Below are 15,770 nucleotides of genomic sequence, written 5' to 3' on the forward strand. Positions count from 1 at the left end.
CAACTGGTCGAACGTTACCAGCCACGCATCTGGCCCTTCTCCGACAAGATCACACGATCTGAGCAAGCGGTTAAATGGTGCCTGCTCGGATGAGAAATCCAGCTCAAACAGGACAGTAACGCCCTGCTTCCCATGAAATGAAAAAACGAGCTTGCGAATAACCCAAAGGTGGGGACGCTCTGCGTCCCGCTGTCGACACCTGCGCAATGCTGACGCGGAGCCTCACGGGATGCATGCCCACGCAGAGCGTGGGAACAATCAGTAAAAGAAGGATGCACCCTGAGCTACGCTCGTCGATTTTTATTACGACAAAGCCACCCGAAGGATCTCAACTGATGCGTCTCGCGCTCTTGCTGTTGTGCCTGCTACTGGCTGCTTGTGATAGCCGCAGTGCCTTTACCTATATGAAAAAGAACCCTCATGTGAACCCACTAACCGAAATCAAGGCCAATTTCGCCTTTACCTGCGCCCACGAAAAAACTCCTGTCCCCTCAGCAGAAACAGATGTGCTGTTCCAGTACGCCCGCTGGTTGCAGAAGAACAATCAGCTAAAGCAAGACAAGAGCGTCGACGTCGAGATCGAACGGCTGTACCGCATCGCCGCCGAAAACGACCACTACAAGGCCAATATCAACCTGCAGAACGGCGCGATGCGCCAGCATTTCAAGCTCCATGGCCATGAACACTTGCGCTTGAGCCAACGACTTATCGACGCCGGTGTTGCCACGGGATATTACTTTGTGGGGATCTTCTTGCAGCAAGGTTCCGCAGGGTTGAAACAGGACTCGGAAATGGCTTTGCGTTACTACCGCAAGGCTGCTGATCAAGGTAGTGCCCTAGCGCAATACTATGTGGGGGACAAACTGGCTCCTAGCGATGTTGCCCCGGATGTCGCTCGGCAAATGCTTCGCTGCGCTGCCGAGCAAAGACATGGTGAGGCGGCTGTGGATCTGGGTGTGAATCTCAAAGGAAAGGGTCAGTACCAAGAAGCACTCGAAGTATTCCAACTCGGTGTCGCGGGGGGCGATGAGACAGCGGCTTCTTTCTTGAAGCATGGCTTTCGGGGTCCCGAGCCTGACAATCAGCTGTATTACCTGGGCCAACAGGAAGACCTCGAACGCGCCGAACGCTATGAAAAAATCTGGCGAATACTCGCGAGAGCTTCCTACGCGAACCCCACAGTCCCCGAAATCAACGAAATCGTCCCTTTACCCCCGGCGAAGCTCCCAGCCTGGGACGGCAAGCTCCAATGGCTCGAAGCACGCCGGGCCAACGTCCCACCGGAAAAGCCCAGCCAAGCGCTGATCAACCAACTGTCCAAGGCCAAACTCCTGGACCCGGCCACCGGACGAGGACTTCCGGGTTCACCTGCATTCAGCCAGGCTCATTTATCCGCGCCGTACTGCTATAGCGGTCAAGTCTGTCCGGTAAGTGGGTATTGGAGAGTTGGATGGCTTCCTCGCCACCATTCAGTCAAGGACGGCAACGGCATTCGGTATTTCGAGCAGGGCGTGATCTTGCCCAAGCAACTGGTCGAACGTTACCAGCCACCTATCTGGCCCTTCTCCGACAAGATCAAACGATCTGAGCAAGCGGTTGAATGGTGCCTGCTCGGATGAGAAATCCAGCTCAAACAGGACAGTAACGCTCTGCGTCCCGCTGTCGACACCTGCGCAATGGTGACGCGGAGCCTCACGGGATGCATTCCCACGCAGAGCGTGGGAACAATCAGTAAAAGAAGGATGCGCCCTGTGCTTCGCTCGTCGATTTTTACTACGACAAAGCCACCCGAAGGATCTCGACTGATGCGTCTCGTGCTCTTGCTTTTTTGCCTGCTGCTGGCTGCTTGTGATAGCCGCAGCGCCTTTACCTATATGAAGAAGAACCCTCATGTGAGCCCACTCACCGAAATCAAGGCCAATTTCGCCTTTACCTGCGCCCACGAAAAAATTCCTGTCCCCTCGGCCGAAACAGATGTGCTGTTCCAGTACGCCCGCTGGTTGCAAAAGAACAATCAGCTAAAGCAAGACAAGAGCGTCGACGTGGAGATCGAACGGCTGTACCGCATCGCCGCCGAAAACGGCCATTACAAAGCCAACATCAACCTTCAGAACGGAGCGATGCGTCAGCATTTCAAGCTTCACGGCCATGAACACTTACGCATGAGTCAACAACTGATCGACGCTGGTGTGGCCACGGGATACTACTTTGTGGGGATCTTCTTGCAGCAAGGTTCTGCGGGGTTGAAGCAGGACCCGGAAATGGCCTTGCGTTACTACCGCAGGTCTGCTGATCTGGGCAGTGCACAAGGGCAATACTATGTGGGAGATAAGCTGGACCCGATTGATGTTGCACCGGAGATCGCGGTCCAGATGTACCAATGTGCAGCCGAGCAGGGTAATGGCGAAGCGGCCGTCGCATTGGGTATTTACCTTAAACACAAAGAGCAGTATCGGGAAGCGCTTGAAATACTCCAGATGGGGGTCGCCGCAGGTAACAGCGAAGCCGCCGGCCGCTTGGGAGATGCATTCCGAGGCCCTCCAGTTACTAACAAGCTGGATTACCTCGGGCAACAAGAAGACCCTGAACGCGCCGAACGCTATAAAAAAATCTGGCGAATACTCGCGAGAGCTTCTTACGCCAACCCCACAGTCCCCGAAATCAACGAAATCGTCCCTTTACCCCCGGCGAAGCTCCCAGCCTGGGACGGCAAGCTCCAATGGCTTGAAGCACGCCGCGCCAATGTCCCACCGGAAAAGCCCAGCCAAGCGCTGATCAACCAGCTGTCCAAGGCCAAACTCCCGGTCAAGGAAGTCACCGGCCAAAACCTCCAGCAAACAATCAGCAAGGACAATGCGATTATCGTTAGCCGAGGTGATTCGAGCACTGGGCAAACGCATTGAATCAAGAGAAGCCTCGATAGAAGCCGAACAGGCTAGCAAAAGATCAAAGATCGCAGCCTGCGGCAGCTCCAACAGAGTGAACATCAGAAGCCGATTTCCTACGCCTTGGCTGAAGGAGCGAGCGGGCGGCGGACAGCCGCGCCGCTGGCTCCAACAGGTTTCAGGTGTGATGAATCTCCCGATCCTTGGTTTCCGGCATGAAGAAGATACCCAGGATGGCCGTCATCACCGCGATGACGATGGGGTACCACAACCCATAGTAGATATCGCCCGTGGCCGCGACCATGGCGAAGGCTACCGTCGGCAGGAAGCCGCCGAACCAGCCGTTGCCGATGTGGTACGGCAGTGACATCGAGGTGTAGCGGATGCGCGCCGGGAAGAGTTCCACCAGCCAGGCGGCGATCGGGCCGTAGACCATGGTCACGTAGATCACCAGGATGGTCAGGAGCAGCAGCACCATCGGGTAGTTGGTCTTGGCCGGGTCGGCCTTCTCGGGGTAGCCGGCCTCCTTGAGGGAGGTACCCAGGGTCGCGACGAAGGCGTCGTTGCGGGTCTTGAAGTCGGCGGCCGGCATGCCGGTGCCTTCGAAGCTTGGGATCACTTTGTCGCCGATGCGCACCTGCGCGACAGTGCCCGGGGCGGCTTTTTCGTTCTTATAAGGTATGGCCCGCTTGGCCAACACGGTCTTGGCCAGGTCGCAGGAGCTGGTGAATTTGGCCTTGCCCACCGGGTCGAACTGGAACGAGCACTGGTCTGGATCGGCGATCACCGTGACCGGGTTCTTCTCCTGCGCAATGAACACGTCGGGGTTACCGTACTGGGTCAACGCATGGAAGATCGGGAAGTAGGTCAGCGCCGCGAGGATGCAGCCGGCCATGATGATCCCCTTGCGCCCGATGCGGTCGGACAGGCTGCCGAAGATGACGAAGAACGGCGTGCCGATCAGCAGCGAACCGGCAATCAGCAGGTTGGCGGTCTGCGGGTCGATCTTGAGCGTCTGCAGCAGGAAGAACAGCGCGTAGAACTGCCCGGTGTACCAGACGACGGCCTGGCCGGCGGTACCGCCAAGCAGCGCCATGATCACTATCTTGAGGTTTTCCCAGCGGGCGAAGGATTCGGTCAGCGGCGCCTTGGAGGCCTTGCCTTCGGCCTTCATCTTCAGGAACACCGGCGACTCGCTGAGCTGCAGGCGGATGTAGACCGACACGATCAGCAGCAGGATCGACAGCAGGAACGGAATCCGCCAGCCCCAGGCTTCGAACGCTTCGGTGCCAAGCACGGTGCGACAGGCGAGGATCACCAGCAGCGAAAGGAACAGGCCGAGGGTGGCGGTGGTCTGGATCCACGAGGTGAAATAACCGCGCTTGCCCTTGGGTGCATGTTCGGCCACGTAAGTCGCCGCACCGCCGTACTCGCCACCCAGGGCCAGGCCTTGCAACAGGCGCAGGGTGATCAGGATGATCGGCGCGGCCACGCCAATGGTCGCGTAGCCGGGCAGGAAGCCGACGATGGCCGTGGAGATACCCATGATCACAATGGTGATCAGGAAGGTGTGCTTGCGCCCGATCATGTCGCCCAGTCGGCCGAACACGATGGCGCCGAAGGGGCGCACGGCGAAGCCGGCGGCGAATGCGAGCAAGGCAAAGATGAAGGACGTGGTTTCGTTGACGCCGGCGAAGAAGTGCTTGGCAATGATCGCGGCGAGAGAGCCGTAGAGATAGAAGTCGTACCATTCGAACACGGTGCCAAGGGACGAGGCGAAGATGACCTTGCGCTCCTCCTTGGTGATTCCGTGGTGGGGCGCGTTACCCGCGGTTGTGTTGTCGATTGCGGCCATGAGTCTTCTCCGTCTTTCTCTTGTTATAGGCCGGAGTACCCCACTACCTTCTTGTTGCCGCACCCTGGCCATGGGGCTGATGTCATCGGATTACGGATTGCGCAAAGCATGCACACAGGCTGACGGCCTCGCATCGCTGCAAGGTTTCATTGAGCATAATCGGCTTCTTGCAGATATCCACTCGCCATCACGGGCAACCGCGGTCGAGCGAACGAGCCTGCAATGGAGAAGGTGTTTTGTTGCGGGGGGGGGGACGTACAGAATGCAATAACCACCACTCGCGCTATGCACGAGTGGTGGCTATCAGAAATATGGCAGGGGCGGCTGGATTCGAACCAACGCATGGCAGGATCAAAACCTGCTGCCTTACCGCTTGGCGACGCCCCTGTAGCTGCTGCCTGGAGAGCCGGGGAAGGCCCTCTGCAGGAATGGCCGGCAATTTATCAACTTTCGCGCCGCCTGGGAACCCCCTCGCCAAATTATTTTATTTTAAAACAGCGACTTACCATCAAGGATCGACCTGCCCCATCAGTTCGGGTACCGATTCCGGGCGATTGGCGAAGCGCTGGGCAAGCACTGCGCAGACCATCAACTGGATCTGATGGAACAGCATCAGCGGCAGGATCAACACGCCGATGGTGCTGCCGGCGAACAGCACCTGGGCCATCGGCACGCCCGTGGCCAGGCTTTTCTTCGAGCCACAGAAAAGAATGGTGATGCGGTCTTGCTGGTTGAAACCCAGGGCCTTGCCCAGCACTGTGGAGGCCACCAGCACCAGCCCCAGCACCACGCAGCAGGCGACTACCAACCCCGCCAGGTCACGCAACGGGATCTGGTGCCAGATGCCTTCGATCACCGCTTCGCTGAACGCACCGTATACCACCAGCAGGATCGAACCCTGGTCGACAAATTTCAGCCAGCTCTTGTTGCGCGCCACCCAGGCACCGATCCAGCGGCGAGCGATCTGCCCGGCAATGAACGGCAGCAACAACTGCACGCTGATCTTCACGATCGCGTCGAGGGTCGAGCCGCCCTCGCCGTGCACGTCCAGCAGCAAGGTCACCAGCAACGGCGTGAGAAAAATCCCGAACAGGCTGGACGCCGCCGCGCTGCAAATCGCCGCTGGGATGTTGCCTCGCGCCAGGGAGGTAAAGGCGATCGCCGACTGCACCGTGGCCGGCAGCGCGCAGAGGTAGAGCATGCCCATGTACAGGTCAGCGCCGATCAGCGGCGACAGCAACGGCTTGAGCGCCAGGCCGAGCAGCGGGAACAGGACGAAGGTCAGGCCGAACACCAGCAGATGCAGGCGCCAGTGACCGGCACCGGCAATGATCGATTCGCGGGACAATTTGGCGCCGTGGAGGAAAAACAGCAGGGCAATGGCGCTGTTGGTCAACCAGCCGAAGCCCACGGCCACCTGGCCACTGGCGGGTAGCAGGCTGGCGAGCAGGACCACGCCGACCAGGGTCAGGGTGAAGTTGTCGGGCAGGAAACGGGGGCGGGTCATCGGGGTCATCCAGGTGGCCGGGAACGTTGCGACCACTCTAGCGCGCCCTCAGATTGCCGGCTAACGCTAATAAGCCAGGAGATAGCGCCTAACGGACACCTCCCAAAATCACTGGTGACTGATATGCCGCTTTCGCTGGCAAGCCAGCTCCTACAGGATTTGTGCCATACACAGCTTTTGTGTGCGCTGCGGGCAACTGTAGGAGCTGGCTTGCCAGCGATGAGGCCGGCACATCCAACATCACGGGTGCCCGCCTTCGCTGGCAAGCCAGCTCCTACAGACGACCGTTGCCCTCTCGATCGTGCTCATAGTGCCGTGCGAGCGGGAACGCCGGCAACCAGGCCTCGCGCCGCACCGTCCAGCTTTCGTAGGTGGGCCTGAACTGATCAGGCGCATCGAATGAGCCCAGGTTCACTTCAATTTCGTCGGCGCTGCGGGCAAACACCGAGGAGCCACAGCGAGGGCAGAAATGCCGCCCGGCGTAGTCCCGGGTTTCGCCTTCGATCGTCACCGCGTCCTCAGGAAAAATCGCCGAGGCGTGAAACAGTGCCCCGTGATGCTTGCGACAGTCCAGGCAATGGCAAAGGCCGACCCGGTAGGGTTGCCCCGATGCCACAAGCCGGACACTGCCGCACAGGCAACCACCGGTAAATTGTTGCATGCCGCCCTCCTCTTCAAGGATTTGAAAGTGGCCGCTCAAGGAACGTAGAGGCTAACAAATCCGTCACAGCAAAAACTTGCGAAAAGCGACAGTAGGCTAAGCTTACGTCAGCTTATTGCCCTTGATGCTCGCGGCGGCAGTTGTCGGTTTTATCTGGAGAGCGTCTGCAACAGCTATCTCAGACAGGCCCAGACAATTTGCGCAGGATTGCCGTGATGACCGAGCCGTTACTCAGTTTTGACCAACTCAAGCGTGCTGCCGCCTCTGGCGAAATCGATACCGTCCTGGTGTGCATGGTCGACATGCAGGGCCGCCTGGTGGGCAAGCGCTTCCAGGTCGAGTTTTTCATCGACAGTGGCCATGAAGAAACCCACTGCTGCAATTACCTGCTGGCCGACGACATCGACATGGAGCCGGTGCCGGGCTATGCCGCCGCCAGCTGGAGCAAAGGCTACGGCGATTTCGTGCTCAAGCCCGACATGCGCACCTTGCGCAAGGTGCCCTGGCTTGAGTGCACGGCGCTGGTGCTGTGCGATGTGCTGGACCACCACCATCGCCAGGACTTGCCCCACAGCCCGCGGGCGATCCTGAAAAAACAGGTCGAGCGCCTGCGTGAACGCGGCTACACCGGCATGTTCGCCTCGGAACTGGAGTTCTACCTGTTCGACGAGAGCTACGAGGCCATCCACAGGCGCAACTACCATAAGCCGAAGACCGCCGGGCACTACATCGAGGACTACAACATCCTGCAGACCACCCGCGAAGAGCCGGTGCTGCGGGCGATCCGCAAGCACCTGCAGGCCAGCGGCATCCCGGTGGAAAATTCCAAGGGCGAATGGGGCCCGGGCCAGGAAGAAATCAACATCCGCTACGCCGACGCCATGACCATGGCCGATCATCACGTCATCATCAAGCACGCGTGCAAGGAGATCGCCCAACTCCAGGGCAAGGCGATTACCTTCATGGCCAAGTGGCGCTATGACGCCGCCGGTTCCAGCAGCCACATCCACAATTCGCTGTGGGACAAGAACGCCAGAAAGCCGTTGTTCTTCGACGCCAAGGCCGAGTTCGGCATGTCCAAACTGATGCGTTCCTGGGTCGCCGGACAGCTCAAGTATGCCAACGACATCACCTGTTTTCTCGCGCCCTATATCAACTCCTACAAGCGCTTCCAGGCTGGCACCTTCGCCCCTACCCGGGCGGTCTGGAGCCGGGACAATCGCACCGCCGGCTTTCGCCTGTGCGCCGAGGGCAGCAAATCGATCCGCATCGAATGCCGCATCGGCGGTGCCGACCTCAACCCTTACCTGGCCTTCGCCGCACTGATCGCGGCCGGGCTGGCGGGCATTGATGAAAAACTCGAACTCGCCGCGCCCTTCGAGGGCGATGCCTACGTTGACGAGCATCTGCCAGAGGTTTCCAAGACCTTGCGCGAGGCCAGTGCCGCACTGCAGAAATCGAGCATGTTGCGCGAGGCCTTCGGCGATGAAGTGATCGACCACTACGTGCACACCGCCGAATGGGAACAGAAAGAATACGACCGGCGCATCACTGACTGGGAACTGCAGCGCGGCTTCGAGCGCTACTGAGAGCACTATGACCAACACCGTTCAACTGATCTCGCCGGTCGATGGCCGGGTCTTCGCCGAGCGCCAGTACGCCGACATCGTGCAGATCGAGCAGGCACTGGCGGCGGCCACATCCGCCCAGGCGCTATGGAAGCGCCGGCCACTGAGCGAACGCGCGGCATTTTGCAGCGCCGCGGTGGACGCGATGCTGGCCATGAAGGATGACATCGTCCCGGAACTGGCCTGGCAAATGGGCCGCCCGGTGCGCTATGGCGCTGGCGAGTTGCGCGGCTTTGAAGAGCGTGCCCGGCACATGATCGCCATTGCACCGCAAGCCCTGGCGGCGCTCGAAGCCGATCCGCTCGCGGGTTCTCGCCGCTATGTCAAACGTGAGCCAATGGGTACCGTGCTGGTGGTCGCACCGTGGAATTACCCCTACCTCACCGCAGTGAACACGATCATTCCGGCACTGATGGCAGGCAACAGCGTGATCCTCAAGCACGCGTCGCAAACACTGCTGGTGGGCGAGCGTTTTGCCGAGGCCATGCGCCGCGCCAATCTGCCTGAAGGGCTGTTCCAGAATGTGCTGCTCAGTCACATCCACACCGGCGTGGTCATCGGCTCCGGACAGGTGCAGCAGGTGAACTTCACCGGCTCAGTGGCGGCCGGCCTGGAAATGCAACGCTCTGCGGTCGAGGATTTCCTGCGCGTGGGCCTGGAGCTCGGCGGCAAGGACCCGGCCTATGTCCGAGCAGACGCCAACCTCGAACACGCGGTGGAGAACCTGGTGGACGGCAGCTTCTTCAATTGCGGGCAGAGCTGCTGCGCCGTGGAACGTATCTATGTCGACCGGAAAATCTACCCGGCCTTTGTCGAACGCTTCGCCGAACTGACCCGTCAGTACGTGCTGGGCAACCCGCTGGACGACGCCACCACCCTCGGCCCCATGGTCAGTCCGGGCGCGGCGGATTTCGTCCGCGGGCAGATTGCCGATGCTCAGGCCCTGGGCGCGAAGGCGCTGATCGACCCGCATGCCTTTGCCGCCGACGTACCGGGCAGCGCCTACCTCGCCCCGCAGGTGTTGGTCGAGGTCAATCATCAGATGTCGGTGATGCGCGATGAAAGCTTCGGCCCGGTGGTCGGCATCATGCCGGTGGACAGCGACGAGCAAGCCATCGCCCTGATGAACGACAGCGAATTCGGCCTCAGCGCGTCGATCTGGACCCGCGACCTGGCCGCCGCCGAACGCGTGGGCAACGAGATCGACACCGGCACCCTGTTCATGAATCGCTGCGATTACCTGGACCCGGCCCTGGCCTGGACCGGGGTGAAGAACAGTGGGCGCGGCGTCACGCTGTCGGCCCTGGGCTATGAACAGCTGACCCGCGCCAAATCCTTCCATCTGCGCCACGAGACCTGAGCCATGAGCCTGACTGGAAACTGGAACTACCCCACGAGCATCCGTTTCGGTGTCGGCCGCATTGCGGAGCTGGCCGAGACCTGTCGCAGCCAGGGGATCCAGCGCCCGCTGCTGGTCACCGACAGTGGCCTGGGGCGCGCGTCGATCACCACGGCTGCGCTGGACGCCCTGCGCAATGCCGGGCTGGGCGCCGCGCTGTTCTGCGACCTCAAGCCCAACCCGGTGGAAGCCAACCTGGCGGGCGGGCTCGAGGCCTGGCGTGCGGGCAACCACGACGGCGTGGTCGCCTTTGGCGGTGGCAGCGGCCTGGACATGGGCAAGCTCATCGCCTTCATGAGTGGCCAGACCCGTCCGGTCTGGGATTTCGAAGACATCGGCGACTACTGGACCCGCGCCGATGAAAGCCGCATAGCCCCGATCATCGCGGTGCCGACCACCGCGGGTACGGGCTCCGAAGTGGGCCGTGCGGCAGTGATCATCGACGACCGCACCCACACCAAACGCATTATCTTCCACCCGAAAATGATGCCGCGGGTGGTCATCAGCGACCCGGCCCTGACCGTCGGCATGCCGGCCAAAGTCACCGCCGGCACAGGTATGGACGCATTGGCGCATTGCCTGGAATCGTACTGTGCCCCCGGGTTTCACCCCATGGCCGATGGTATCGCGGTCGAGGGCATGCGCCTGGTGAGCAATGCCCTGGTACGCGCCGTACACACCCCTTCGGACCTCGACGCACGCGGGCAGATGCTGGCGGCGGCGGCGATGGGCGCCACCGCCTTCCAGAAAGGCCTGGGCGGGATGCACGCCCTCGCGCATCCGATCGGCGCGCTGTACGACACCCACCACGGGATGACCAACGCCACCCTGATGCCCTATGTGCTGAAGTTCAATCGCCCGGCCATCGAGGAACGCATCACGCGCCTGGCGGCGTATCTGCACCTGCCCTCCCCGGGCTTCGACAGCTTCCTGGCCTTCGTCCTCAAATTGCGCAAGGACATCGCCGTGCCGCATACGCTGTTCGAGCTGGGTGTGGATGATCAAAAGGCCGACCTGATCGCGGACATGGCGATTGTCGACCCGTCTGCCGGCGGCAATCCGCTGCCGTTGACCAAGGCCGGCGTGGCGGAAATTTTCCAGGCCGCTTTCCACGGCCGTCTCTGACTCGATCGAGGGTCCATGGTCGAAACGACGACATGTTAGCGGTTGTAAACAGGAGCAGTACGACAAGGGGTTGAAAGCCAACCCATCCGGAACCCCGGATGGCTGCGTATCAAACCTGAAGGGGCACACCAGCATGAACCCAGCAAGCCAGCCCGGCACCGACGCGCCGCACGACGATGACGTCAAGGTGCTGCACAGCATGGGCTATGCCCAGCAGTTGTCGCGACGAATGGGGGTTTTCTCCAACTTCGCGATTTCCTTTTCGATCATCTGCATCCTCTCCGGCGGCATCAACTCACTCGCCCAGGGCACCTCGGGCGCCGGCGGTGCCGCGATCGGCATCGGCTGGCCGATCGGTTGCCTGATTTCCGGGGTCTTCGCCCTGGCCATGGCGCAGATTTCCTCGGCCTACCCTACCGCTGGCGGCCTGTATCACTGGGGCTCGATCCTCGGCAACCGTTTCACCGGCTGGCTCACGGCCTGGTTCAACCTGCTGGGGCTGGTCACGGTACTCGGTGCGATCAACGTCGGCACCTACTACTTTTTCTTCGGTGCCTTCGGCCCGACACTGGGCATGGAGGACACCACCACGACCCGGGTGATTTTCCTGGCCATCCTCACCGGGCTCCAGGCCCTGTGCAATCACCTGGGCATCGGCCTGACTGCCAGGCTCACGGATTTTTCCGGTTACTTGATTTTCGCCACCGCGCTGGCGCTGACCATTGTCTGCCTGATCTCGGCCCCCAGTTTCGAGTTCTCCCGGCTGGTGACCTTCGGCAACTATTCCGGTGAGGCCGGTGGCAGCGTCTGGCCGCAGGTGTCCAACGGCTGGATCTTCATGCTCGGCCTGCTGTTGCCGATCTACACCATCACCGGCTATGACGCTTCCGCGCACACCTCCGAGGAAACCCGCAATGCCGCCATGTCGGTGCCGCGAGGCATGGTCATGTCGGTGGTCTGGTCGCTGCTGTTCGGCTGGGTGATGCTCAGCGCCTTCGTGCTGATGCTGCCGAGCATGGACGAGGCGGCCAAGCAAGGCTGGAACGTGTTCTTCTGGGCGATGAGCACCCAGGTCAATCCGCTGCTCAAGGACGCGCTGTACGTGGCTATTTTCATCTCGCAGGTGCTCTGTGGGCTGGCGACTGTCACCTCGGTTTCGCGCATGATCTTCGCGTTTTCCCGTGACGGCGGCCTGCCCTGCTCGAAAGCCCTGTCCTCGGTCTCGCCGACCTTTCGCAGCCCTGTGGCGGCGATCTGGACCGGCGCTACCCTCGCGGTCCTGTTCGACTGGGGCTCATCGGTGATCTCGGTGGGTGAGACACCGGTCTACACCATCGTGGTGTCCTGCACGGTGATCTTCCTGTTCTTCTCCTTCATCATTCCCATCGTGCTCGGCCTGTTCGCCTACGGGACCTCGAAGTGGCCGACCATGGGGCCGTGGAACATCGGGCGCTTCTGGTACACGGTGTTTGCGCTGCTCTCGGTGCTGTCGATGGTGATCATCTTCGTCATCGGCATCCAGCCACCGAACGACTGGGCGCTGTACATCACCATCGGCTTCCTGGTGTTGACGGCCATCGTCTGGTTCGGTTTTGAAGCGCGCCGCTTCCAGGGACCGCCGGTGGGCGACATGATCGTCAAGCGCCAGGCTGAAATCGCCGCGGCTGAAGCGGCGTTGAACCGCAAAACCTTGTAGGAGCGAGCCTGCTCGCGAAAAACCTGAGAACACCGCGGGGAGTCAGGATCCCCGCGTCATCGTTGACCTCCATCGCTGGCAAGCCAGCCCCTACAGTAGATCGGGTGCAGCCGCGAGAGATGGCTGGTCCAGCCAGGCCCGGGTAAGGGTGAACGCTTGCGCCAGCCGCTCGGGTGCGCCGATCGCGAGGCATGGAACTTCCACGCTCCAATGCACCTGCGGCGGCAGCACATTGAGCAACCCGGCCAGGGGCAGTTGGCCCTGCCCCGCAGGCAAGCGACCCTCGCGAGCTTCGCGGATGATGCCCTCCGCCGTAGGTGCCTGCGCCGGCGCGTCGCACCACTGCACGCCATGGATATAGCGTTGGTCCAGTTCAGCCACGGCGCCAGCGTCGCCGCCGGAGCGGAACAGGTGCAACACATCAAGCAGCACGCCGCCGTTGGCCTGGCCCGCCGCCGCGATCAACGCGACGGCCTGTTGCAGATTGCCAATCTGACGCCAGCGCATGAACTCCAGGTCGACTCGCAGGCCATACCCCGCAGCCAGCTCACACACGGCGGCAAAGTTATCCCTGAGCCGGGACGGCTCCGGATCGTCCCCCGACACCGTGAGGCAACGCGCCCCCAGTTGCGCGCCGGACTCCAGCAACCACGCCAGCCCGGCGACGTCCACTTGCGGTTTGAGCTCGACGAATTCGATCTCGTTGACCACCACGCCTTCGCCATCCAGCGTGGCCTTCAACTGCCGCAGCGCCGGGCTGCCCGGCAACAGCGGGTAAGCGATGCCACCGACCATGGCCGGGTGCAGGCGCAGCCCGACTGAACTGAAACCGGCCCGTGCCGCCTCTCGCACCAACGCGTCGGGCGCCAGCTCGAGCGCGGTGAGGTGCGCGACGCCCAAGCCGCTCAATAGGTGGCCCTGCCGCCGCTGAGGTCGAAGACAAAGCCCGTGGTGAAGCTGCACTCGGGCCCGGCGATCCAGGTCACCATGTTGGCGATTTCCTCGATTTGCAGGAAGCGCCCCATGGGAATCTTGGCCTTGCTCGCCGCAATGTGCTCGGGCGTCATCTCGGCCATCAGCCCGGTCTCCACCATGGCCGGCGCAATGCAATTGAGCAGCACACCGTCCTGGGCCAGTTCCTTGGCCGCCGCCTTGGTGAACGCGATGACACCGGCCTTCGCCGCCGAGTAACCCGAGATGTATTGCACGCCGTCCTTGCCCGCCATCGAGGCGACATTGACGATGCGCCCGTAGCCACGCTCACGCATATGCGGGATGACCGTGCGGCAGCAATAGAACACGCCCGTCAGGTCGATGGCGATGACCTGGTCCCAGGCGGCGGGCGGATACTCCCAGGAAGGCACTACCGGCCCATTGATACCGGCATTGTTGACCAGGATATCGACACGCCCCTGTTGGCCGACGACCTCCTCGAAGGCCGCCTCCACGGACGCCAGCGAGGCGACATTGACGGCCTGGCGCAGCACCGGTTCAAAGCCGTTGGCGACGCTGTCCCAGCCATCGATCGCCAGGTCCCAGATGACGATCCGCGCACCGGCGCTGTGCAAGCGCCGGGCAATGCCCAGGCCGATGCCGCGCATGCCGCCGGTGACGATGGCCGTCTGGCCTTCAAGGTATCGAGTCATCAAAGTGCTCCTTCTTTTACGGTTTGAATTTCGGGCAGGCGGCGCAGATCGCGCACCATGAACAGGTAACACAGCGCACCCAATACGGTGATCGAGGACACGAAGGCCAGGGCCCAGACAAACGAACCCGTGGTGGTGACAATCACGCCGATAGTCAGCGGGGTCACGATGCCGGCGGCATTGGCGAACAGGTTGAACACGCCGCCGCTCAAGCCGAGCAGGCCTTTGGGGGCGATGTCGGACACGATCATCCAGGCCAGCGCCGACATGCCTTGGGCAAAATAGGCCACGCAGAGGATGGCGATCACCAGCGCGTCTGAGTCCACGTAGTTGGCCAGCACGATCACCGAGGCGGTCAGGAGACCGGCGATCACCGGCAATTTACGCGCGACATTCAGCGAGTAGCCGCGGCGCAGCAAGGCGTCCGACAACCAGCCGCCGGCCAGTGTGCCGAGGGACGCCGCGATAAAGGGCAGCACCGCCACCCAACCGACCTTGAGCCAGGGCATGTGCCGCTCGGTGACCAGGTAGGTGGGGAACCAGGTCAGGAAAAACACGTTGGTCGAGTTGCAGGCAAACTGGCCCAGGCAGATCCCCAGCATGTTGCGATGCTTGAGCAACGCCGGAATCTGCGACCAGCTGAAGCGCGTGGCCTTCTGCCCGCCATCGACCACCCCGCCGCCGGCGGCAATGTAGTCAAGCTCGGCCTGGTTGGCCGTAGTCGACTCATGGGGCTCGTGGTATTTGCGCCACCACACCAGGCCATAGAGCACACCCAGGATGCCCACCGCCACCAGCAATATGCGCCAGCCATAGGCGTGTAATACCCAGAACAGCAACGGCGTGAGAAATGCCAGCCCGACGTATTCGGCGAAGGTGTAGATGCCGGTCGCCCGCGCCCGCTCGCTCTGCGGGAACCAGGTCGCGACCACCCGGCTATTGGTGGGAAAGCACGGTGCTTCGCTGGCGCCCACCAGCAAGCGAAAACCCAGTAGCGAGAGAAAGCCCTGGGCGAGGCCCTGCAGGCCGGTGAACAACGACCACAAGGTCAGCGCCAGCCAATAGGTGAACTTGGTGCCCAAGCGGTCGATCAGGATGCCGCCGGGAATCTGCGCGGCGGCGTAGGTCCAGGAAAATGCCGAAAAGATCAGCCCCATCATGACCGCGTTCAGGCCCAGGTCGGCACTGATGCTGGGCGCGGCGATGCCCATGACGCTGCGGTCCAGGTAGTTGATCATGGTGCCACCGGAGATCAGGGCCAGGATCATGAATCGGGTGCGGGTCCTGGCGGTTTGCGTCGCCGGACAGGCGAGCGTTGCCGCCACGAATCGATTGTCGGTCGTCATTGTTGTGTTCCTTGTTATTATT

12 protein-coding genes and 1 tRNA gene are annotated in these 15,770 nt (G+C 61.6%); 6 read left to right on the plus strand and 7 right to left on the minus strand.

Translation table 11 applies throughout. The features are described from left to right. The first annotated feature begins 335 nt into the window (after positions 1-335). Positions 336-1,619, plus strand: a complete 1,284-nt coding sequence (locus ACYP2Q_RS29935; RefSeq protein WP_459733782.1) for an SEL1-like repeat protein — start codon at positions 336-338, stop codon at positions 1,617-1,619. 186 nt (positions 1,620-1,805) lie between these two features. Continuing rightward, positions 1,806-2,903: an SEL1-like repeat protein gene (locus ACYP2Q_RS29940; RefSeq protein ID WP_459733783.1), complete on the plus strand. Its 1,098-nt coding sequence runs from the start codon at positions 1,806-1,808 to the stop codon at positions 2,901-2,903. 160 nt (positions 2,904-3,063) lie between these two features. Here the strand turns inward: ACYP2Q_RS29940 and ACYP2Q_RS29945 are convergent, their stop codons facing one another. The 4 genes from ACYP2Q_RS29945 to ACYP2Q_RS29960 all read right to left on the minus strand — a co-directional run bounded on the left by ACYP2Q_RS29945 (position 3,064) and on the right by ACYP2Q_RS29960 (position 6,908). Then, a complete protein-coding gene (locus ACYP2Q_RS29945; RefSeq protein WP_459733784.1) occupies positions 3,064-4,740 on the minus strand; it encodes an MFS transporter in 1,677 nt (558 codons plus the stop codon). Between the two features lie 312 nt (positions 4,741-5,052). Next, a tRNA-Gln gene (locus ACYP2Q_RS29950) sits at positions 5,053-5,127 on the minus strand. Positions 5,128-5,248: 121 nt separating this feature from the next. Continuing rightward, positions 5,249-6,247, minus strand: coding sequence for a bile acid:sodium symporter family protein (locus tag ACYP2Q_RS29955; RefSeq protein WP_459733785.1), 999 nt, complete (start codon positions 6,245-6,247; stop codon positions 5,249-5,251). A gap of 274 nt (positions 6,248-6,521) precedes the next feature. Beyond that, positions 6,522-6,908, minus strand: coding sequence for a GFA family protein (locus ACYP2Q_RS29960; RefSeq protein WP_459733786.1), 387 nt, complete (start codon positions 6,906-6,908; stop codon positions 6,522-6,524). Positions 6,909-7,123: 215 nt separating this feature from the next. On the opposite strand from ACYP2Q_RS29960, the gene ACYP2Q_RS29965 reads away from it, so the two are divergent. The 4 genes from ACYP2Q_RS29965 (at position 7,124) to ACYP2Q_RS29980 (ending at position 12,756) form a co-directional block, all read left to right on the plus strand. After that, positions 7,124-8,497 (plus strand): glutamine synthetase family protein, encoded by a 1,374-nt coding sequence (locus ACYP2Q_RS29965; protein ID WP_459733787.1) that lies wholly within the window; start codon positions 7,124-7,126, stop codon positions 8,495-8,497. A gap of 7 nt (positions 8,498-8,504) precedes the next feature. Next, complete coding sequence (locus ACYP2Q_RS29970; RefSeq protein WP_459733788.1) at positions 8,505-9,896, plus strand: aldehyde dehydrogenase family protein; 1,392 nt, start codon at positions 8,505-8,507, stop codon at positions 9,894-9,896. A 3-nt stretch (positions 9,897-9,899) separates the two neighbouring features. Next, positions 9,900-11,060 (plus strand): iron-containing alcohol dehydrogenase, encoded by a 1,161-nt coding sequence (locus tag ACYP2Q_RS29975; protein WP_459733789.1) that lies wholly within the window; start codon positions 9,900-9,902, stop codon positions 11,058-11,060. 133 nt (positions 11,061-11,193) lie between these two features. Further along, positions 11,194-12,756 carry an amino acid permease gene (locus ACYP2Q_RS29980; protein ID WP_459733790.1) on the plus strand — a complete coding sequence of 521 codons (1,563 nt, stop codon included), beginning with the start codon at positions 11,194-11,196 and terminating at the stop codon, positions 12,754-12,756. Between the two features lie 90 nt (positions 12,757-12,846). Here ACYP2Q_RS29980 and ACYP2Q_RS29985 read toward each other — a convergent pair whose 3' ends face one another. From ACYP2Q_RS29985 to ACYP2Q_RS29995, 3 genes are read right to left on the minus strand one after another with little or no spacing between them, the layout of a single operon-like run. After that, positions 12,847-13,665: a sugar phosphate isomerase/epimerase family protein gene (locus ACYP2Q_RS29985; RefSeq protein ID WP_459733791.1), complete on the minus strand. Its 819-nt coding sequence runs from the start codon at positions 13,663-13,665 to the stop codon at positions 12,847-12,849. Continuing rightward, positions 13,662-14,402, minus strand: coding sequence for an SDR family NAD(P)-dependent oxidoreductase (locus ACYP2Q_RS29990; protein WP_459733792.1), 741 nt, complete (start codon positions 14,400-14,402; stop codon positions 13,662-13,664). The genes ACYP2Q_RS29985 and ACYP2Q_RS29990 overlap by 4 nt, the downstream gene beginning before the upstream one ends. Further along, positions 14,402-15,748 (minus strand): MFS transporter, encoded by a 1,347-nt coding sequence (locus tag ACYP2Q_RS29995; protein ID WP_459733793.1) that lies wholly within the window; start codon positions 15,746-15,748, stop codon positions 14,402-14,404. The genes ACYP2Q_RS29990 and ACYP2Q_RS29995 overlap by 1 nt, the downstream gene beginning before the upstream one ends. Between the last annotated feature and the right edge of the window lie 22 nt (positions 15,749-15,770).

The sequence above is a fragment of the Pseudomonas sp. MHK4 genome, from assembly GCF_054600775.1.

Excerpts from the sequence above, each read along its gene's own strand:
- ACYP2Q_RS29935 (WP_459733782.1), top strand. The coding sequence starts at position 336 with ATGCGTCTCGCGCTCTTGCTGTTGTGCCTGCTACTGGCTGCTTGTGAT.
- ACYP2Q_RS29940 (WP_459733783.1), top strand. The coding sequence starts at position 1,806 with ATGCGTCTCGTGCTCTTGCTTTTTTGCCTGCTGCTGGCTGCTTGTGAT.
- ACYP2Q_RS29945 (WP_459733784.1), bottom strand. The coding sequence starts at position 4,740 with ATGGCCGCAATCGACAACACAACCGCGGGTAACGCGCCCCACCACGGA.
- ACYP2Q_RS29955 (WP_459733785.1), bottom strand. The coding sequence starts at position 6,247 with ATGACCCGCCCCCGTTTCCTGCCCGACAACTTCACCCTGACCCTGGTC.
- ACYP2Q_RS29960 (WP_459733786.1), bottom strand. The coding sequence starts at position 6,908 with ATGCAACAATTTACCGGTGGTTGCCTGTGCGGCAGTGTCCGGCTTGTG.
- ACYP2Q_RS29965 (WP_459733787.1), top strand. The coding sequence starts at position 7,124 with ATGACCGAGCCGTTACTCAGTTTTGACCAACTCAAGCGTGCTGCCGCC.
- ACYP2Q_RS29970 (WP_459733788.1), top strand. The coding sequence starts at position 8,505 with ATGACCAACACCGTTCAACTGATCTCGCCGGTCGATGGCCGGGTCTTC.
- ACYP2Q_RS29975 (WP_459733789.1), top strand. The coding sequence starts at position 9,900 with ATGAGCCTGACTGGAAACTGGAACTACCCCACGAGCATCCGTTTCGGT.
- ACYP2Q_RS29980 (WP_459733790.1), top strand. The coding sequence starts at position 11,194 with ATGAACCCAGCAAGCCAGCCCGGCACCGACGCGCCGCACGACGATGAC.
- ACYP2Q_RS29990 (WP_459733792.1), bottom strand. The coding sequence starts at position 14,402 with ATGACTCGATACCTTGAAGGCCAGACGGCCATCGTCACCGGCGGCATG.
- ACYP2Q_RS29995 (WP_459733793.1), bottom strand. The coding sequence starts at position 15,748 with ATGACGACCGACAATCGATTCGTGGCGGCAACGCTCGCCTGTCCGGCG.